This window comes from Rhodococcus sp. P-2 (genome assembly GCF_016598535.1).
GTDB classification, from domain to species: Bacteria; Actinomycetota; Actinomycetes; order Mycobacteriales; family Mycobacteriaceae; genus Rhodococcus_F; species Rhodococcus_F baikonurensis.
In genome coordinates this window covers 3,871,696-3,890,564 of sequence record NZ_CP066779.1, presented here as the reverse complement: position 1 = coordinate 3,890,564, position 18,869 = coordinate 3,871,696, and the positions used below count along the sequence as shown (strand labels likewise).

The following is an 18,869-nucleotide window of genomic DNA, read 5'->3' as shown; positions in this document are numbered from 1 at the left end:
CTAGCGCTTGACCCCGGCAGCCAAGTCGTCGACCAGGACCTTGGCGGTCAAGGCGTATCCCGCGGCCTTGTAGTAGTCGAACGGAATGACGCGACCGGCCTGCGCGGCGGGCAGGCGCTGCCACGTCGGCGAGGTGTACACGCTGCCGGAGGCGCTGCGATCCAAGGCGAAGATGACGTCGGCTTCTTCGAGGCGGTTGAACTGCTCCGACCCGAGCATCACGCGGAGGTCGGGGCCTTCACGGAGCACCTCGAACCCGAGGTCCTCGGCGACGGCGGTGCGGAAATCGTTCTGGAACCACGCGATCTGATCCTCTGCGGCGGCAACGAAGGCAACCTTCTTGCCGGCCATCAGCGGTTCGACGGTCGGGCGGACCTGCGCCACATGGGCGTCGTACTCGGCGAGGACTTCCTCGGCGCGATCGCTGCGCCCGATGCCGGTGAGGAAGTCCGACATGACCTTCCGCCACTCCGGGGTGAAGTCCTTGCCGACGGGGAGGACCGGTGCAATCTGCTGCATCCGGTCGTTGCCGTACGACCCGGTGTCCCACCAGCCGGCGCTGAGGACGAGAAGGTCTGCGCCGAGGGTCGAGATGTATTCGAAGTTGGGATCCGAAGCACCTTCGGCGAAGATCTCGACACCCGTGGCATCCGGGACCTCACGGCGCAGGTGTTCGGCGGCGCCGGTGGGGTAGGCGGTCACCGGGTATCCGGCGAGGATCGACAATTCGAGGCCATCGCGTGGATCGAGGGCAACGACATTCCGGGGGTCCGTGGGAATGATCAGCTTCTCGTCGCCGCGCGTGAACTCGAAGGTCTCCGCGTTGTCGGGCGTCGAGCTTTCCGTGCTGCCGCAGGCCGCGAGAAACGCGGTCGCAGCGACGCCCGCGCCGACGCCGAAGAAACCGCGTCGCGTCAGGTTGTCCACGATCGCCCAGTAGTCGCGATCGGTCGTGGAGGGAGAAAGGAGTCGAGTCATGCTTGTTAGGTTAGCCTTAGAGGCTGTCTCCGGGAATGCTGAAACAGCTCCCGCGAGCGCCAAGAAATACGGCGAACACGCCAGCGCAGGGAGTGTTGTCCGCGTCACCGGCCGGTCTGATCCACAACCCACTTTCGACCTCTGACGTGCATGACGTCACAACCGACCGCCTCCTCGATCGCGATTTGGCCCTGATCGCGCCGACTATGCTGAGTTGACCAGCAGTACGATTTCGGAGGTTGCAATGCAGATCACCAGCGTCGGCCACGCAGGATTTCACATCCAGACAGAGGCCGGATCCATCCTGTGTGATCCATGGGTGACCCCGACGTATTTCGCGTCCTGGGTGCCGTTCCCCGACAACACCGAATTGGACTGGGACGCGCTCGGCAACTGCGATTACCTCTACGTCTCGCACCTGCACAAGGACCACTTCGATCCGAAGAATCTGATCGCGCACGTCAACAAGGACGCCACCGTCCTGCTCCCCGATTACCCGGTGCCGGACCTCAAGCGTGAGCTCGAGAAGCTCGGCTTCCACAAGTTCTTCGAGACCGAGGATTCCGTCAAGCACACGGTCAGTGGCCCCAAGGGCGACCTCGACATCATGATCATCGCTCTACGCGCTCCCGCGGACGGTCCGATCGGTGACTCGGGCCTCGTCGTCTCGGACGGGGAAACCACCTGTTTCAACATGAACGACGCCAGGCCCGTCGACCTCGACCCGTTGACCGACGCCTTCGGGAAGGTCGACATCCATCTGCTGCAGTACTCGGGCGCGATCTGGTACCCGATGGTCTACGACATCCCGAAGGGCACCAAGCGCAACTTCGGCAAGCAGAAGCGTCAGCGCGGCATGGACCGCTGCCGCAACTACATCTCCCAGGTCGACGCTGCCTGGGTTGTCCCGTCGGCCGGCCCTCCGGTCTTCCTCGACGACGACCTGCGCTACCTCAACGACGATCACGGTGACGAGGGAAACATCTTCCCCGACCAGATCACGTTCCTCGAGCAGATGCGCATCAACGGCAACGATCGTGGTCTGCTGATGATCCCCGGCTCGGCCGTCGAACTTCGGGGAAGCGAGAAGGTCGCCCTGACGCATCCCATCCCGGACGCGGACGTCGACAAGATCTTCTCGAACAAGGCCGAATACATCGAGAAGATGGCTCAGAAGATGGCACCGGTCATCGCCGCGCAGAAAGCCACGTGGGCTCCGGCGGAAGGCGAGCCGCTGCTCGAAGGTCTCAAGGCCAAGTTCGAGCCGATCATGGCTCAGTCCGATCTCATCTGCGACGGAATCGGCTACCCCGTCGGACTCGTGATGGGGGAGGAGACCGTCGTCCTCGACTTCCCGAAGCGGATCGTTCGCGAGCCCATCGACGGAGAAGGCAAGTACCGCTACGGCTTCCGCATCGCTCCCGAACTGGTTCGCACTGTTCTGCGTGACGACGAGCCCGACTGGGTCAACACCATCTTCTTGTCGACGCGGTTCACGGCGTGGCGCATCGGTGGCTACAACGAGTTCCTCTACACGTTCTTCAAGTGCCTCACCGACGAACGCATCGCCTACGCCGACGGTTGGTTCGCCGAGGCCCACGACGACAGCGCGTCGATCGAGTTGGGCGGGTACGAGATTCAGCGTCGTTGCCCCCACCTCAAGGCCGACCTGTCGAAGTTCGGTGTCGTCGACGGCACCAACCTCACCTGCGATCTGCACGGCTGGCAGTGGGATCTCGAGACCGGCCGCTGCAAGACGTCCAAGGGTCACGAGTTGCGCACCAGCAAGCTGAGCTGAACCGAGCTCGTCGGGTGACGGGATACAGCAGGTCGCTGATCGGCCTGGCGACAGCGCTCGCCGGGCTGGCCGGTTACGTCGACGCGCTCGGATTCATCACGCTCGGAGGGCCTTTCGTCTCGTTCATGAGCGGAAACATGACGCAGGCGAGCGTCGCATTTGCGGACGGGGTGTGGTCGACCGCGCGGGTGGCCGGCGGGATCATCGTGCTCTTCCTCCTGGGAATCGCGCTGGGAACCGTCGTCACCCACTTCACGGAGCGCTATTCCGTCCGGGCTCGCAAGGTCACGGTGCTCGCGGTTGTGGCCGGGCTGCTTGCCATCGGTTCGGTGATGAGCAGCCTCGACGTCACCCCCGGCGCGATCTCGGCAATGGCTTTGGCAATGGGAGCCGTCAACTCGGTGTTCCAGCGCGACGGCGAGGTGACGATCGGCGTCACGTACATGACCGGTGCGCTGGTCAAGATGGGCCAGCGTCTGACCGGAGCCTTCCTGGGCGGCCCGAAGTGGGCGTGGCTGCAACACTTCGGGATGTGCGCGGGATTGATCGCCGGAGCGGTAATCGGTGCGTTGGTTCATCGATGGATCGGTCTTCACGCTCTGTGGCCTGCATCGGCATTCACGGTTGTTCTGATCGCCGTCGCCTGGCAGGTCTCGCCCCCGGCGCCGGCGCAGGTGTAGAAAGAGCGAGACACAAAATCCGGGGTGTGGGGGGAAGCAGTGGATGCTCTGATCATCGTGGTGCTCGGTCTGCTCGGTATCGTCGCGGCCTCGACGCTCGGAGCACGGATCGGAGTCGCAGCACCGCTGATTCTGGTGATGGCCGGGATCGTTGTCAGCCTCTTACCTTTTGTCCCCGCGGTGGACATCGATCCGGAATGGATTCTGGCAGGTGTGCTTCCGCCGCTGCTCTACTCCGCCTCGGTCTCGATGCCGTCGATGGAATTTCGGCGTGAGTTCGGTGCTATCGGTGGGCTCTCCGTTCTGCTCGTGGTGGTGAGTGCGCTTGTTCTCGGTGCGTTCTTCTCTTGGGTGATACCAGGACTCGGCATCTGGTGGGGCATTGCACTCGGCGCGATCGTGAGCCCGACAGACGCCGTCGCTACGTCCATCGTCAAGAAACTCCCGGTCTCGCCGCGGGTGGTGTCGATCCTCGAAGGCGAAAGCCTGCTCAACGACGCCACCGCTCTGGTTCTGCTGCGTACTGCCATCGCCGGGGCGGCCGCGTCGGTGTCGCTGTGGAGTGTGTTGGGCAAGTTCGCTTTTGCCGTGGTCGTGGCAGCGGTCATCGGTGTGGTCGTCGGCAAGGTCAACCTGATGGTTCGCGCCCGTGTCACCGACTCGACGGTCAACACGGTCATCTCGTTCACGGTGCCGTTTCTGGCGGCGATCCCCGCCGAAGAGTTGGGTGCGTCAGGGTTGGTCGCTGCCGTCGTGGCCGGGCTCGTCACCGGCTACGACGCTCCCCGGAAGCTGTCGCCGAGTCATCGGTTGTCGGACTCCCAGAACTGGCGCACAGTCGAACTGGTCCTCGAAGGTGCGATCTTCCTGGTGATGGGCCTCGAACTCTCGTCGATAGTCGACGACGTCCGGGTCGACCACGAGGGCATATCCACGGCGGTGTTCGTGGCGGCGGGTGCACTGTTCCTCACGATCTTGGTGCGGGCTCTGTACGTGGCCCCGCTCCTGCGAGCACTCCAAGCACGGGCGAAGTTTCGAGAACGCATGAAGCCCAGACTCTCCGACATCGCGAATCGCCTCGACAATCCCGAGGACTACCCACCGGACGAACGACGCCGCAGTAGGCGTCGGGAGCCTTCGGCGAATCAGATGGAACGGTTCAAGATTCGGGTTCGGCGGACGGTTGCCGATATCGACTACTACCTTGCCGCGCCTCTGGGATGGCGTGAAGGCACGATCGTCATCTGGGCCGGTATGCGCGGAGCGGTCACTCTGGCTGCCGCGCAGACTCTTCCGGAAGACACCCCGAGCCGCTCACTCCTGATCTTGGTTGCGTTCCTGGTGGCTGCGGGCTCATTGATACTGCAGGGCGGGACGTTGAAGCGCGTCGTCGTAGCGGTCGGCCCGGCAGACCAGGACCTCACCAGTTCCGAACTCGACGAACATCGACGATTGCTCGCTCTCCTCGAGGATGCTTCTGCGGGTTTCGTTCCACCGGAAGGGCAGTCGAAGAAGACGACCCAGCTCGACGTGATCGACGCCCAGCGTCAAGCGCTCCTCGATGCGCGGGACGACGGGCTCTTTGACGCCCGGATGCTCGGATCGGCACTTGCCGCGCTGGATGCCGATCAGATCAGTCTGGAACTCAAGGGCGGTCCGGACGGTTGATCACGTGCACAGTCTCTTTCGTGCGGACGTCATCATTGCCCGCGTGATCACGCCGTGCAGTACCTGAACGGGTGCGAAGTAGACTCGGCCTGCGCGGTTCTTCAGCTCCACTGCAGTGACGACGTGCAGGAGACCGGCGTCGTTGTCGGCCTGAACCGAGGCGACGAATCGTAGGTGTTTCTCGTCCGCTTCGATGAGGGCCTCGCCGTCGGCGATCTTGTCGACGGCAAAGGTGTCTGGGCGTCCCTGGGCGATGCCGAGCAGTCCGACTACCCGCTCCCTGAGCCAGAACATCGCGAGGACTGGCGCGGGGACATTCTTGACGTCGAAGACTGCCTGCGCCCACTCCTCGGAGGTATGGGTCGGAACAGACGGGATGGTGATCGTGGTGGCTTCTGCCCAGTCCGGTGCAGGCATGGCCTTGAAAGCGAGTGTCATTTCGTCCTCCGTACGGTGCCGTATGGAACCTATCCATACGGTACCGTACGGAGGTGACGAATGCCCGCGCCCGACTCTCTCGCGACCAGTGGATCGATGCAGCTTTCCAGGCTCTGACCAGCCATGGGCCTGATGCAGTAGCCGTGGAAAAGGTGGCGCGCACGCTCGGATCGACCAAGGGTTCCTTTTATTGGCACTTTGCGAGCCGCGACGAATTACTGCAGGCTGCTCTCGATCGATGGGAGGTCCTGGCAACCGAGCGTCTGATCTCGTCCGTCGAGTCGTCCGGTGAACCGGCGGAGGTCAGATTGCGTCGCCTGGTCGAGGCGGTCACGACCGGACTGGCAGGACGCCGTGCGGAATCGGAACTGCTTGCCGGGATCGGCCATCCTTTGGTTTCGGCGGCGGTTCGACGTGTCACCGAGCGCCGAGTCGCCTACATCGTGACGTTGTTGATCGATCTGGGTATGGACAGGCAGAAGGCGGAATATCGTGGCGTACTTGCGTATTCGATGTACCTGGGGCAGATGCAACTGGTGCACAGTGCGCCCGATGCGGTTCCTCGCAGCGATGCGGACCGTCATGCACTCGCCGACGAGTTCGTGAACATGGTTCTGGCCGGGTAAATCCGCCAACGAGCGCAGCGTGATCTGCGCATCACCCTGCGCTTTCAGGTGAGGGACCACACATTGCGCGTAACCGATAGTTACAGATACTTTGAGGTCAGCTGAAGTGGGGTGCCGGATATGTCGACATTTCCCGGAGGCGCAAAACCGTTTCACGACAGGAAGAAAGGTGACTCACCATGAGCGTTGTGCTTATTTCGTTGCTGGTCGCCGCTGGACTCACCGTGCTGGCCACCAGTGACGGTGCCGGTCTGGACTTCGGGAGTCGGCAGCTGAACCGCCAGTTGAAGACCCGCACGCACCGGTGACCCCGGAAAACGGCCGGCTCCACGCGATGCTTCGCGGAGCCGGCCGTTTGCGTTGCTCCGTTCAGCTCACCCCGAGATCTGCCAGCCAGGCCCGGGTGCTGCGGGCAGTGATACCCAAGGCGGCAGCAGAACCCGTCGCCGAGTCGAACGCGACGTTGTCGGCGGACTCAAGCCCCGTGTAGAGCTGAGAAACCCCGGCCGCTGCGCCCGCTCCGATGATCGGTGCAATCGACGCACCGAAGGCGTCGGGTGTCACGGCTTCGAAAGTTACTGCGCGCGAGAAGTGTTGAGAAAATGCCTCGGCCAATTCGGTGCCGGTGATCGCCGGAATCTGTCCGATGTCGACCGCGTCCGGGGCCCCGTCGAGAGTCAAGGCCGCGACGGCTGCATCAGCGACGTCGAGATGTGAACTCCATGCGACCGCGAGATCGGCCCGCAGTGGGTAACGCAGGACGCCATCGTCTTTCACCCCCGACAGAACGGTGGGCAGAAGAAGATTCTCGAGGAACAAGCGTGGGGTCAGGACGGTCACCGCGATGCCTTCGGCGCGAAGTCCGTCGACGAGCTCGGAGAGAACGGGGGCGTTGGGACCGGCAAGCGGCGAAGTGGCGTCGCCGATGACCGTGCCGCTGGTAGAGATCACGAAGCGCGAAGGGCGTGCCACTCTCGCTGCTGCCAGAACGTTGTGGGCGTAACCCGCAAGCGTCTCGGTGTCGCCGGCGAGTGGCAGGTGAAAGAACACCCCGTCCGCCCCGCGATAAGCGTCGGCGAGAGCGTCGACTGACGCATTGTCCGCGACGACGGTGTTCGCACCCTCGAACGTCTGGTCAGGGTTACGAGTGATTGCTCGGACCTCTGCGCCTGTCGATTCGGCGAGAGCCGCGACCAATCCCGCGAGAACGGGAGAACCCTGTGCGCCGGTGGCGCCATGCACTGTGTAAGTCATGACGCCTATAGTTCAGATCGGGAACCAGTTACTTCAAGTGAACTAATGGGGAATCGATGAGTGAAACAGGTCACGAGCTTCCGGAGTGTGGCGTCGCGCGCTTCCTGCTGGTCCTGGACGGACCTTGGGCGACACTGATCGTTCGTGAGCTCACGCACGGCCCCATGCGCTTCACGGAACTACGACGCGCATTGCCCGGCATCAGTCCAAGGACACTGTCGGCCAGGCTCAAACGTTTCGAGGAGTTCGACCTGGTGACCCGGACTGCCTACGCCGAGGTGCCGCCGCGAGTGGAGTACGAACTCACTGCGACGGGGATGGAACTGCGCTCCGTGCTCGAAGCGATGGTCGAGTGGGCGGATCTGGCTCTCCCCGTTTCCTGATCCGCCGTCAATGTGGGCCCGAAAGTCCCACCCGTAGAGCGCCGCAGGCCTCGAACATCGCGTCTTGCCCGGTATGGCCGACGCCGGTGGTGTTGACGAAGGCATGGATCAATCCGCTGTGACGCTTCAGCGCAACCGGAACTCCGGCCTCTCGCAGCCGGTTCGCATACGCCTCGCCCTCGTCGCGTAGTGGGTCGAAACCGGCTACCGCAACGTACGCGGGCGGCAGTCCGGCCAGGTCCGGAGTGAGCAGCGGCGAGACTCGCGGGTCGAGAGCCGAAGCACCGCCCGACAGGTAATGGGCTGCATACCAATCGAGTTGGGCGTCGGTGAGAAAGAAGTCGGTGCCGAACATCCTGTGCGACGGACGCTTCGACGAGAGGTCGACCCAGGGAAAGAAGAGCAGTTGGAAGACGGGCTTGACGGCGTCTTCGGTCGTGGACTGCGCGACGACGGCAGCCAGGTTCCCGCCGGCGCTGTCTCCGCCCACCGCAATGGATCTCGGATCCGCGCCCAGTTCTGCGGCATGTTCGACGCAGTACCGAAAGGCGGCGACGGCGTCGTCGACCCCGGCCGGGAACGGGAACTCGGGCGCAAGCCGGTAGTCCACCGACAACACGCTGATTTCGCCGTGTCGGGCCAGGAAGCGGCACACACTGTCGCCGCTTTCGAGGCTGCCGAGGACGAACCCGCCGCCGTGGAAGTACACCAAAAGTGGAGCGGGCGTGGAGACTCCGGCCGGGCGATACAGCCGAGCCGGAATCGCGTGATCCCCGGCCGGGATCTCGAGGTCACGAACCGTCTCGATGTCGATGGGCGTACCGCCGAACAGCCGTGATTCGGCGTCGATCTGAGCGCGTCCCTCTTCGACCGGAAGATGCTCGAAGCTCGTACCTTCCACTGCCGAGAGCAATCGCAGCGCAAGCTGGATCTCGGGGTGCAGAGTCTGCCCGTCGATCTCCTTCGGCTTGCCACCGAGAATGCGCTGCGCGCCGGTCGGTAAGGCGCCGACGACATCGAGAACCACCCGCGCAACACGATCTTGGACAGACATCTTCTCCGTGGACATACTCGCCTTCCGTCGGCGGATCACCCGTCGTGTGTACGTTACGAAAGAACGGGACGGATATCCAGGAACTTCGACTCTCGAGGTCAGGCCGCCGGAGTGACCGTGACTGTGACGAGGCCCGTGTCGTCCGCGGTTTCCACTGTGAGGAGGCGGCTTTGGGGATCCCAGTTCACTATGTCGGCACCCGCGACGTCGACGCCGCCGGGAAAGCCGCTCTCAGGTAGATAGATCTCGGTCGGTGCCGTCACCGCGGGGTCCGGAGCGAACGTCAGCTGGAGGCGGTCAACGGCCGAGGACCATTCGGTGGGTGTGCCCGCGACAGCGCGGGGATACGGCTTGTTCAGGGTGTCGACGAGGATCGTCTGCGTTCCGTCCGGGAGATACGGACCCCAGGGCCCGGGATCGCTCGACCAGTAGGACACGCCCGCGCCGAGTTCTCGGGCGGTTGTGTAGACGCGGTCGATGTAGTCGCCTGCGCCGGGCAGTGTTGTGTCGAGGCCGAATTCGCCGAGAATGATCGGAGCGCCGCCGAGTACGTTGCCCGCAATGTGTTCGACGCTGTCGCGCCAGGTGTCGATGGTCGCGTCGGTGAGAGTGCGTGAGAGGCCCGAGTATCCGTCACCGAGGTCGAGGGGCAGCGGATACAGGTGCGGGCAGTAGGCGATGCGCTGCTCGCCGGCACGTGGATCGTTGATCTTGGTGAGCCCGCTGGGAACACCTTGGTTGACGCCGACCGCCTGCGGAGCCACACATACCCAGCTGTCCTGATCAACTTCCCTGATGGCGTTGGTGGTTCGCTGATACAGGGCGGCGAGTGGTCCACCTTCGAATGCGGGGCCCTGCAGGGAACCGCCCCACGGCTCGTTCATCAGGTCGTAGGCCACGACGGTGTCATTGCCTGCGAAGCGCTCGGCCACCGCCCGCCAGGCATTCGCGTAGTGCTCGACCAGTTCGGGGTGTTGGCCCGTGGTGTTCCAGAAGTTGTCGAATGCACGCATCACACCGGGTTGGATGTAGTACAGCTCCCATCGGTCTTGAGGGCTGACCGGAAGGCCGTCCATGTAGGTCGCCCAGGCCGGTGCGCCGTTGCCGATGTTGCCGGCGCCGTTTCCACTGTTGCCCTCGGGAGTGATCGCGCCGGAGTAGACGTCCTGATGCATGTCGAGCATGACCTTGTAGCCGCGGTCGGCGTACCAGCTGACCCGGTCTTCGACGCGGTCGAGATATTCCTGGTCGTACTGTCCCGGTTCGGGTTCCACCGATCGCCAGGAGATCAGGAACCGCACGAAATTTGTTCCCATGTCCGCGTGTTCGCGCTCGAGGTCGGCTTCGGTGAACTTCGGCATGCCGTCCGGAGCGCTTTTTGCGCTCGACGCCGTGTTGAACCCTCGCAGGATCAGAGAGCGGCCGGCGTCGTCGGTCAGATATGACGGCGGCACGTCCGTGCCACCGGCACTGCCGGGCATGGGCAGGCTACCTTCGGCAGCGGCGATGCCGCTGCCCAGAACCAGCGAGCCTGCGATGATCAGTGCCGAGAGCGGGATGCGACGCACGGATAGCCTCCTACAAGAGTGTGGATGGATTGACTTGTTCCACTGGAAATTCGGGTCTGGACTCGATCGCTGGGTGTTGATTCACGTCGGTTGGCTGACACTGGTCCGCCCGTTTTCGATGTGTCCGACGAGTACGCGCTTGAATTCAGGATCTTCGTCGACTGTCACGGTGGCCTGATACCAACCGTCCACCGACGTCACCGTCCACTGGCCGCGTGCCCCGGCAGCGAGTTTTCGTCGGTCCCCGTCCACATTGACAGACAGTGCACGACTTTCGGAATTTGTCGCGGACAGCATGAGAGTGCGCGACCCTGCGTCGACGGTGGTGGAGACGTCGAGCGCGGCCGCCGCGCTGTCGGTCGCTCCGCCGAACTCTCGTCTGAACCCGTTGGGACCCAACAGGGTCAGGTTGTAGACGCCATCGCTGAGTGCAACGGTGTCGTCGATCTCGCCCTCGACGTCGTAATGTCGCGGCTCGTCGAACTCTCGCGCATACGGGTACAAGGCCAGGTGTGCGGACGCGGCACCGGTATTGGCCAGATGGAGCGTCAACGAGCCGGCGCCAGGGTTTACGCTCATGTGAGCGTCGGGCTGATAGGGAAGTGCCCGCGCTGGTCGAGTACCGCTCTCCTGCAGGGGCATTTTCTGTTCGGTGGGTGGGGTTGGCGTCCAGCGCGGTTCCAGTGGTGGGGTGGGTTGCGGACGGGACACGGTCGGTCGGCTACGCGGGTTGGCGAAGTCGAACGCCGACGTCAGGTCACCACTCACCGTGCGTCGCCACGGGTCGATTTCCGGTTGCGTGATTCCGAACCGCTTCTCCAGAAATTGTGTGACGGACGTGTGGTCGAAAACCTGGGAACAAACGAAACCGCCGACAGTCCACGGCGAGATGATCGTCATCGGCACCCGCGGGCCGAGACCGAGCGGCTGATTGCCGACCCATTCGGTTTCGATCGAGCGCGGCGGTCGGGGCGGCGGTACATGGTCGAAGTAACCGTCGTTCTCGTCGAAGTTGACGATCACGGCCGTCTTGGCCCACAGATCCGGATCGGAGGCGACGGCGTCGAGCACTTGGTAGAGCAGTGTTGCGCTCGCCGCGGGTGACGATCCCGACGGATGCTCCGAATCCACCTCGGACGGAACGAGATAGCTGACTTGCGGCAGTCGACCCGACTCGACGTCTTTCCTGAACTCGGCGGCCAGTGTGCCGGGCCGGGATCGGTACAGCGCGCGATCGTAGAGTTGGCGATCAGCAGCCGACAGTTGGTCTGCGGCATCCTCGAGGGCCAGTACCGCTGCATCCTGGACCGGAGCCGGCATCGACGGCAGCGCGAGATAGAACCCGGCCAGGGTCTGCAGTTCGAAAGGGAGCAGGCTCGGTCGGCCAAGCAGCCCTGCCGCCACTTTCTTGAAGGCAGTGAAGTATTCGAGGTTGTTGTCTCCGAAGTTGTCCCACTCCTGGTAGGTCTTCCAGGAAATGCCGGCGGACTGCAACCGCTCGGGGACCGTCGTCCATCCATAGCCGGCGTGCCAGGGGTTGTAGGCCGCGTTGGTGACAGCTCTTCCCTCGGGGCCGGGTGGATCCGAGGGCAGGATCGACTCGGTTGGATTGGGCGAAAGTGGCTCGTATCCGGAGTATCCCGAGACCCAGTAGTTCCGGTTCGGGCTCGTCGAGGTCGGCACGGAGCAGTGGTAGGCATCGCAGATCGTGAACGCGTCCGCCAGTTCGTAATGGAATGGGATGTCTTGCCGGTCGTAGTAGGCCATCGTCGTGCTGGTCTTTGCTGCTACCCAGCCGTCGTGCCAGCCGTCGGCGAGTGCGGCATGTCCGCCCGCCCAGCTGTGATCCAGCCCGGTGACGTTCTGGGTGTCCATGCGTTGTGCCGCAGCGGAATCGCGGATGGGGAAGGGGAGCACAGGACCGGTAGGCCCGGGTTGTTCGAAGACGCTGTGACCGCTGCGTAGACGCAACGCATTCGGATCCCCGAACCCGCGAACACCCCTCAGTGCGCCGTAGTAGTGGTCGAAAGATCGGTTCTCCTGCATGACAAGGACAACATGCTCGATCGAATTGAGCCCACCGGAGTTTGCGGGCGTTGCCAGTGCGCGCTGAAGGGACGGTGGCAGAAGGGAAGCGGCGGCGACTGCAGTCGCACCGACCCCGGCGGCGAGAAAGGACCGTCGAGAAAGAGAATTCCTGGACACCTGTGCTCCATCGATAAATCAATCAGTGCTATGACTACAGCCGTGACATGCTGTTGCCGCTGCTCCGAATCGGTGCAGCGGCAACAGTGTCGAGCGAAATACGATCAGGAACCGAAGAGACCGCTCAGTGAACCGAGGCTGCCCGAGCCGCCGTTCCCGCCATCGTCAGGCGCAGCAGAGACCTTGACGACGGATTCGTCGGACGCGGACTGTGTGAATCCACTTCGCCCCGCGAAAGACGCCGTGATCCGATGATCACCAGTCGATGCGAAAGCGTGGGTCAGTCGCGCCACACCATCACCTCCGACGACAACGGGCTGTCCGATGGGTTGGTCACCGTCGAAGAACTGAACCGAGCCTCCGCCCGGATTGGGAGCGACCGTCGCGGTCAGCTCTGTTGCGACATTCTGCTTGGCCGTCGCGGGTGCTGCCAGTGAGGTCGAGGTGGTGACATCGGACGGCGCGGGATCGGACACGGTGACCGTTTGGGCCGATGCCATCGACGGCATGAAACCTGTTGCGCCGGAGTAGTAGGCCGACACTGCGTGAGATCCTGCCGAGGTGAAAGCATGTTCGAGAGTGGCCTTGCCGTCAGCGCCCACTGGGATCGGAGCACCGATATCAGCAGCGCCGTCCTTGAACTGGAGAGTGCCGCCGGTGGGTGTCGGCGTGACCTGCGCCCTCAGCGACACCGATACGCCCGTCTTTGCATCGGTAGGAACGTTCACGGCAGTGTCGGTCTGCTTGACGACAGGGGCGGCAGTCACCGTGACCATCGCCTCTGTCGAGTTGGAACTCTGGAATCCGTTGACTCCCTGGAACGTTGCGGAGACCCGCGCGGTTCCGGCGGTGAAGAAGGTATGCGGTAGCCGGGCAGTGCCGTCGGCACCGGGCGTGACAGGTGTACCGACGTCAGCGCCGTCCACCCTGAACTGAACGTTTCCAGTGACCGGAGCCGGATCCACCTTCGCGACAAGCTCTGTCGGAGTGCTGGCTTGGATCGAGCCGGGCATCTGGATCGTGGTCGTTGTCGGTTGGCTGACGTAGATCGTCGTCAGAGCCTGCCCGCCGGCGTTGAGGCCGGAGTTCCGGTTGTCCCGCGGGGAGCAGTTGTAGCGCTCCCAGTAGTTGACGCCGAAGACGTCCTTTTCGCGCTGGACGAAGGTGAGCGCATTGCGGTCGTCGTCGTAGTTGGCGGAGCCGGGATCGGAAACCCTCAGCGAAGGCTTGATCTCGCTACCGGCCGCGCCGGCTTTGACCGTGACGTCGACTGCGGGGAGTCGGAACTTGGTGTTGGCGCCGACGATGATGCCGTCACTCGATCGAACCGCGGAGGACGGACCGTTTCCGGTGGTCCGATTCGATCCGGAGATACGCAGGTGCGTTCCGGATGTCGATGGATTACCGCCGTCGTCGATCCGTGTGACTGTTGGAGTGGCACTGTCGGATCCGAGGCCGTACGCACTGTCCGCCACAAGCTGGGAACTCACGAATTCGACGCCCGACGGGATGTCGAAGTCGTACTTGATTCGGGCCCAATGCACGACTCCACGGCTGGCATGGCCGCCGCTGTTTGCTTTCATCTCGTTCGGCTGCACGCGGTAGGTGACGGTCGCACCCGGTGCCGCGGTGGTCGGCGCAGTGATGGTGACTCCCGAACCGAGCGTCTCGTTGAACGTGATCGGGCTTGCCACACCGTCCATCTCGCGCACATGGCATGCAGTTGTGAAGGCCACGCTCTTGGTCTCGGGGGCAGCAGAGGCGATTCCGCCGCCGACGATGGAGAACAATCCGCCTGCCAGTACCGAGACTGTTGCAATCGCAGAGCCGCGTAGCAGTTTCGAGTTCATCGACGAATCCTGGTTTCTGTTCACAGTTTTCACGACCCGAATCCAGGGGTACCAAGGCTGCCGAGGCTACCGGTGCCAGGCTCGGGCTCGGACGGTTCGACGACGCTGATCGTCACGGCGCCCGACATCGATTCCATGAAGCCTGCAGATCCCGTGTAGTACGCCGTGATGTTGTGGTCGCCCGCTGTTGTCATCGTGCGGTTGGCCTTCGCGACGCCGTTGACGACGGCCACCGGAGCGCCGAGATCGACCCCTCCGTCACGGAACTGCACCGTTCCTCCCGACGGCCAAGGAGTGACCGTTGCCGTCAACTCGACGGAGTCGCCGACGACAGCCTTACCGGGTGCGTCGATTCGCGTCTGTGTCTGGGCGAGGCTGGAGTCGACATTGATCACGGCGAGTGGCTGGCCGCCTGCGTTCAATCCGGCCGAACGGTTGTCGCGTGGTGAGCAATTGGTGGTCAGCCAGTACTTGACGCCGCCGAGCAGGGTCTCTTGTTGCAGGAAGGTCAGGTAGTTGGCGGCACTGTCGTAGGAACCCGAGTTGGTATCGGAAACGCGGAGCATGGGCTTGATCTGGGTGCCGACGGCCCCGGACGTGACGGTGACGTCGACTGCCGGGAGCTGGAACGTCTTTCCTCCACCGACTTCGATTCCGCCGCCGCCGTTGTCGTCGGTATTCGGTCCGTTGCCCGCGGTGATGTTGTTGCCCGAGATACGAAGATGCGTCCCATTCGGATCGGGTGAACCGGCATCGTTCACACGAGTGACCGAGGGAGCGACCCCACCCAGATTCGAGCTGGTCCCGGCCACGATCTGCGCTCCCACGAAGGTGGTGCCCGCAGGAATGTCGAAATCGAACTTGAGACGCGTCCAGTTCACGACCGACCTGAGGTCGTAGCCGTCTTTGGGGACCGTCATCGGCTTGGGGGCAAGGCGGTAGGTGAAGGTGGAGTTCGGCGGAACCACGGTCGGGGCACTGATCGTGACGCCGGAATCGCGTGTCTCGTTGTGTGTGATCGGGCCGGGGAACTGCCACCCGTGACACGACGCCGTGAACGGAAGGTTCACATCAGCGGCGGATGACACTCCCGCTCCGCCGACGACCAGGGCAACGCATCCGGTCAAGGACGCAGCCACCCCCACTCCTCGGCGCATCAACGTCGACACCATTCACATTCTCCTTGAGTAGCGCTCGAAAAAATCGAGCTCTCGGCTTGAAGCCGGGTCCGGGAACCGGCCTCGAGCTGACAGAGAAGCGAATACGTCTTTGTCGTTTGCTCACCACCAGCTCAAACCCTGGAGAGGAGTAGAACACAGAGCGCGCCGCGAAATATGCGAATCGGACAAATTGTTGGACAAACGTCCAACCGGTGAAATTTCTCCACTCGCCAGGCCCGTTTCCAGCGCTTCAACGTGGTGTGTTCAACGTGGTGTGGTGTCCGCGCGGCGGAAAGTCGTACGCCGGTTCCCGGTAGATCTCGTCGGCTTCGACATGGAAATCGGGATCACGCTCGAGCCTCAGGTTTGCAGCATGAATCGGTTCGTCGTACATACGACGGAAGAGTTCGGTGCGGAACTCCTTGAGCAATTGGAGTTCAGGTTTTTGACGCGGAACTGGTGTAGTGCTTCGATATCGATCACACCAGGCACAGGCGAATGTGTCCAGACACGGGGTAGTGAACGATCCTGAGCAACGAGCAGCTGTCGATCAGAGGTGCGAACACCGGCTACTGGCAATGACCACGCCGACCTGGTCGGTGTGAATTCCGCAATGGTCATGCAGAATTGCCACGCTGCGCAGTCGGATTTCTTCTCCGCTTTACCGAGGGGCTGAATCGACTCTCGAAGCCACAGAAAGGCGCTCAGGGCTTGATTCTCCGAGTGGACCAGGCGCGGGGTGCGTCGTTGATCTTCGCGACCGCCTCAGGCTGTATTGGAGTCGCCTAGGTGCCTCCTCGGGGCCGTCGGCAGATTGTGGCAAAGACCTGCGTGAAGTATCGATGTAGTAATTGTCTTCGTTGACAACGCACTGACGGCCGATCCCGATTGCGAGATCGGCCAGTCAGTTTGTTCTGCATGCTGTTCGGGCGTGATTATTCTGCGTCTGCTGTTCTCCGATTGTTTCGGCGTGCCAAAGCTACTGCGTCCGAGGGTATTACGAGAGTGGGACGAGTGGCATGGTGAAGGACGTTCGCAGACGTGCTTCCTAGTAGCGTCGCCTTGAAGCCCCGCAAGCCGCGGGATCCGAGGATGATGACATCGACGTCCAGTTCCTCGGCGGCCTCCACGATAGCTTCAGACGCTGTGGCCATCGTGGACGAGATCAGGGGCTCCGCGACAAGGCCGAAGCTGCGTGCCAGCTCCGCGCCATCGGTGGCAATTTTCTCCGAGACGTCTAATGCCGCGGCGTCGAGGCCTTGCAGTTTCTCCAGAGCCGGATGGCCTTCAAGGTGCGCAGCAAAGCCTTCGAGCGGTTGGCGGGCGTAGAGCAACACTGCAATAGCGCCGGGGAAAAGTCCTGCAGCGGTTTGCATCGCGCCACGCGCGTTCGGTGACCCGTCGTAGGCGATGAGGAGTTTTGGAGTGGACATCGGTGTTTCCTTTCTAGTCATTGACGTTCGGGCTGAACAACATTCGGCCGGCTGTCTGGCCGAAGGGGTGAATTGACGGGAGAGAAAGAACAGCCCGCACTTCCCGTCCGGTCGCCTCACCGAGATCGTTTCGCCGGCCGCGGGAATCGATGCCGGTGGCTTGGCAATCACCTGGGTCGTGCGCTTCAGATTTCGTCGGGCTCGGCTCTATCTCGGAAAGAATCCGACCAGGGGCTCCGCGCAAACCTCCGACCGCTACCGAAGATGGCGCTGGACGTGTGTCAGTTTTTCGGATGGGTAGACATATGACTCCCTTCTCGGGGAATTGGCGATACCCCCTGGGGGTATAGACTAGGCGGTGAGGGGGTACTGGTGTCAAGCACGACTACTTGAGGTCGATTGGGCCGGAGTGTCAGTTCGGTGGGAGGTGCTGTGTCGGTATCGGCGGGTGCGAGGTGATGAATTTGTCTGGAGGCTGGGCGGAGCGGGGTCATAGTCAGCAGTGGCGTTCCGACACCTTGGAGTTCGCGTATTCAACCTCCAAACCCTTTGCCTCACTCGACACTTTGGCAGCAGTCGCGCAGGGCCCTCGAACTCGATGAACCACTGAGTCGTTACTGGACAGAGTGCGGAACCAAGGGAGAGCCTGCACTGCGTTGCGGGACGTCCTCACCCATCGTGCGGGTCTGCCGGGATTCAGCGCTTGCTGAGCATGTCGGCACCTATGGTCACTTGATCGATGGTGTTCTACGAGCAGTCACCGGACGTACGCTGGGCGAGATCCAGGCCGAAGATAATCGACCGGCCCTCGGCATGGATGGATGGTTCGGGGTCCTGGCGGAAGAGTTACCGCGCGTGGCGGAGTTGGAAACCGCGCTCCCCGGGGGGTGCGAAACAGTTTGTGCGTGAGGTATGCCCATCTTATGAGCGAGTGCTCGAGTATCCTCACGGGTTGGTCGAGTTGGGCCGAGAAGACATCGTCCTTGCGGGCCGCTTCGATCGCATTCCGAGTTCGAACTGAATCGACGAATACGTGCTCGGACTCTCGCACACGCGCTTAGACAAGGACATCGTAGCGATGGCAGGTAGAGCGTCCGAAGCTCTCATACTCGCGCTGTCCAACCGTGCGCAGGAGTCCTCATGTTCAACGACGTGACATTGTCCTGTCGGCGCAGAGGGCGCGGTCTGGCGAACACGTAGGTGTCACGGGACGAAGAAGGTTCCGAACCCCGGTGTTCCGATCGCCTGGGGATCGACGTATGCGACAACCTGACCCGAGCCCGGACGAATGGTGACGGGTTGAGCATCCAGTGTCGGAAATGACTCGGATCCGTACGCTCCGGTGCCGAGACTGAGCCAGTGGACGACCGCGGAGTGCGGGTTTCCGTCCCCGGGCGCGCGGCGCACGTGCAGCACGGCGACGCCCGACTCTTCGCCGACGATCGCTCCTAGGTGGGGCGTGGGCAAGTCGACGAGCGGGATGTAAGGATCGATCTGGAACGGAACCGTGCTCGGCGCCGCTGCCACGGTCCCCGGCATCATCACGCCGGAGATCGTAAGGGCCGCAAAGGCAGTGACACCGATCCGGGAAATAGCGTTGAGTGCAGTCATACGATTCGACGCTAGTCGCGTGACCGGCCATCCGGTGTCGTTTCGCATTTCAGAAGTCCTTGATCTGTTGGAGTCAGCCCGCACCATCGCCCAGATTGCAACTCGTCTCGGGTGGCGCTGGATTCGCACTTGGTCACCGCTTTGATTGGCGCAGCTGCGACAC

The 18,869-nt window shown here is 62.8% G+C and carries 17 protein-coding genes; 6 read left to right on the top strand and 11 right to left on the bottom strand.

Annotated elements, in window-relative coordinates:
* A complete protein-coding gene (locus tag I7X09_RS18465) occupies positions 1–978 on the bottom strand; it encodes an ABC transporter substrate-binding protein (protein WP_095972266.1) in 978 nt (325 codons plus the stop codon).
* A 244-nt stretch (positions 979–1,222) separates the two neighbouring features.
* Between I7X09_RS18465 and I7X09_RS18460 the strand changes: the two genes are divergently transcribed.
* Genes I7X09_RS18460 through I7X09_RS18450 form a run of 3 tightly spaced genes read left to right on the top strand, consistent with a single transcriptional unit; the run spans position 1,223 to position 5,124 of the window.
* Positions 1,223–2,776, top strand: a complete 1,554-nt coding sequence (locus I7X09_RS18460; protein ID WP_200313245.1) for an MBL fold metallo-hydrolase — start codon at positions 1,223–1,225, stop codon at positions 2,774–2,776.
* Positions 2,777–2,790: 14 nt separating this feature from the next.
* Entirely contained in the window at positions 2,791–3,456 is a 666-nt protein-coding gene (locus tag I7X09_RS18455; protein WP_124567166.1) for a YoaK family protein, read from the top strand.
* A 39-nt stretch (positions 3,457–3,495) separates the two neighbouring features.
* On the top strand, positions 3,496–5,124 hold the full coding sequence (locus I7X09_RS18450) for a cation:proton antiporter (RefSeq protein ID WP_200313244.1): 1,629 nt from the start codon (positions 3,496–3,498) through the stop codon (positions 5,122–5,124).
* Here I7X09_RS18450 and I7X09_RS18445 read toward each other — a convergent pair whose 3' ends face one another.
* Positions 5,125–5,562 (bottom strand): DUF2867 domain-containing protein, encoded by a 438-nt coding sequence (locus tag I7X09_RS18445; RefSeq protein WP_200313243.1) that lies wholly within the window; start codon positions 5,560–5,562, stop codon positions 5,125–5,127.
* 53 nt (positions 5,563–5,615) lie between these two features.
* On the opposite strand from I7X09_RS18445, the gene I7X09_RS18440 reads away from it, so the two are divergent.
* Complete coding sequence (locus I7X09_RS18440; protein WP_200313242.1) at positions 5,616–6,188, top strand: TetR/AcrR family transcriptional regulator; 573 nt, start codon at positions 5,616–5,618, stop codon at positions 6,186–6,188.
* A 179-nt stretch (positions 6,189–6,367) separates the two neighbouring features.
* Positions 6,368–6,496 carry a hypothetical protein gene (locus I7X09_RS29600; protein ID WP_003943237.1) on the top strand — a complete coding sequence of 43 codons (129 nt, stop codon included), beginning with the start codon at positions 6,368–6,370 and terminating at the stop codon, positions 6,494–6,496.
* A gap of 61 nt (positions 6,497–6,557) precedes the next feature.
* Here I7X09_RS29600 and I7X09_RS18435 read toward each other — a convergent pair whose 3' ends face one another.
* Positions 6,558–7,442 (bottom strand): SDR family oxidoreductase, encoded by an 885-nt coding sequence (locus I7X09_RS18435; RefSeq protein ID WP_200313241.1) that lies wholly within the window; start codon positions 7,440–7,442, stop codon positions 6,558–6,560.
* 56 nt (positions 7,443–7,498) lie between these two features.
* Here I7X09_RS18435 and I7X09_RS18430 point away from each other — a divergent pair, with 56 nt between their 5' ends.
* Positions 7,499–7,825, top strand: coding sequence for a winged helix-turn-helix transcriptional regulator (locus I7X09_RS18430; RefSeq protein WP_200313240.1), 327 nt, complete (start codon positions 7,499–7,501; stop codon positions 7,823–7,825).
* A 7-nt stretch (positions 7,826–7,832) separates the two neighbouring features.
* On the opposite strand, the gene I7X09_RS18425 is transcribed toward I7X09_RS18430, so the two are convergent.
* The 8 genes from I7X09_RS18425 to I7X09_RS18385 form a co-directional block, all read right to left on the bottom strand.
* Positions 7,833–8,894 carry an alpha/beta hydrolase gene (locus I7X09_RS18425; protein ID WP_200313239.1) on the bottom strand — a complete coding sequence of 354 codons (1,062 nt, stop codon included), beginning with the start codon at positions 8,892–8,894 and terminating at the stop codon, positions 7,833–7,835.
* 83 nt (positions 8,895–8,977) lie between these two features.
* Complete coding sequence (locus tag I7X09_RS18420; protein ID WP_200313238.1) at positions 8,978–10,447, bottom strand: cellulase family glycosylhydrolase; 1,470 nt, start codon at positions 10,445–10,447, stop codon at positions 8,978–8,980.
* Between the two features lie 81 nt (positions 10,448–10,528).
* Positions 10,529–12,652, bottom strand: coding sequence for a phosphocholine-specific phospholipase C (locus I7X09_RS18415; protein ID WP_200313237.1), 2,124 nt, complete (start codon positions 12,650–12,652; stop codon positions 10,529–10,531).
* A 104-nt stretch (positions 12,653–12,756) separates the two neighbouring features.
* Entirely contained in the window at positions 12,757–14,502 is a 1,746-nt protein-coding gene (locus tag I7X09_RS18410) for an Ig-like domain-containing protein (protein ID WP_234036623.1), read from the bottom strand.
* Between the two features lie 29 nt (positions 14,503–14,531).
* Positions 14,532–15,674: an Ig-like domain-containing protein gene (locus I7X09_RS18405; protein WP_200313235.1), complete on the bottom strand. Its 1,143-nt coding sequence runs from the start codon at positions 15,672–15,674 to the stop codon at positions 14,532–14,534.
* Positions 15,675–15,912: 238 nt separating this feature from the next.
* Positions 15,913–16,056, bottom strand: a complete 144-nt coding sequence (locus I7X09_RS18400) for a hypothetical protein (RefSeq protein ID WP_200313234.1) — start codon at positions 16,054–16,056, stop codon at positions 15,913–15,915.
* A 541-nt stretch (positions 16,057–16,597) separates the two neighbouring features.
* A complete protein-coding gene (locus tag I7X09_RS18395) occupies positions 16,598–17,095 on the bottom strand; it encodes a universal stress protein (RefSeq protein WP_200313233.1) in 498 nt (165 codons plus the stop codon).
* 1,203 nt (positions 17,096–18,298) lie between these two features.
* Positions 18,299–18,706 carry a hypothetical protein gene (locus I7X09_RS18385; RefSeq protein WP_200313232.1) on the bottom strand — a complete coding sequence of 136 codons (408 nt, stop codon included), beginning with the start codon at positions 18,704–18,706 and terminating at the stop codon, positions 18,299–18,301.
* Between the last annotated feature and the right edge of the window lie 163 nt (positions 18,707–18,869).

Bases quoted from the DNA above. Each gene is read 5' to 3' on its own strand.
- I7X09_RS18465 (WP_095972266.1), bottom strand. From the start codon at position 978: ATGACTCGACTCCTTTCTCCCTCCACGACCGATCGCGACTACTGGGCG.
- I7X09_RS18405 (WP_200313235.1), bottom strand. From the start codon at position 15,674: ATGGTGTCGACGTTGATGCGCCGAGGAGTGGGGGTGGCTGCGTCCTTG.
- I7X09_RS29600 (WP_003943237.1), top strand. From the start codon at position 6,368: ATGAGCGTTGTGCTTATTTCGTTGCTGGTCGCCGCTGGACTCACCGTG.
- I7X09_RS18445 (WP_200313243.1), bottom strand. From the start codon at position 5,562: ATGACACTCGCTTTCAAGGCCATGCCTGCACCGGACTGGGCAGAAGCC.
- I7X09_RS18400 (WP_200313234.1), bottom strand. From the start codon at position 16,056: ATGTACGACGAACCGATTCATGCTGCAAACCTGAGGCTCGAGCGTGAT.
- I7X09_RS18410 (WP_234036623.1), bottom strand. From the start codon at position 14,502: ATGAACTCGAAACTGCTACGCGGCTCTGCGATTGCAACAGTCTCGGTA.
- I7X09_RS18425 (WP_200313239.1), bottom strand. From the start codon at position 8,894: ATGTCCACGGAGAAGATGTCTGTCCAAGATCGTGTTGCGCGGGTGGTT.
- I7X09_RS18385 (WP_200313232.1), bottom strand. From the start codon at position 18,706: ATGACTGCACTCAACGCTATTTCCCGGATCGGTGTCACTGCCTTTGCG.
- I7X09_RS18430 (WP_200313240.1), top strand. From the start codon at position 7,499: ATGAGTGAAACAGGTCACGAGCTTCCGGAGTGTGGCGTCGCGCGCTTC.
- I7X09_RS18395 (WP_200313233.1), bottom strand. From the start codon at position 17,095: ATGTCCACTCCAAAACTCCTCATCGCCTACGACGGGTCACCGAACGCG.
- I7X09_RS18435 (WP_200313241.1), bottom strand. From the start codon at position 7,442: ATGACTTACACAGTGCATGGCGCCACCGGCGCACAGGGTTCTCCCGTT.
- I7X09_RS18460 (WP_200313245.1), top strand. From the start codon at position 1,223: ATGCAGATCACCAGCGTCGGCCACGCAGGATTTCACATCCAGACAGAG.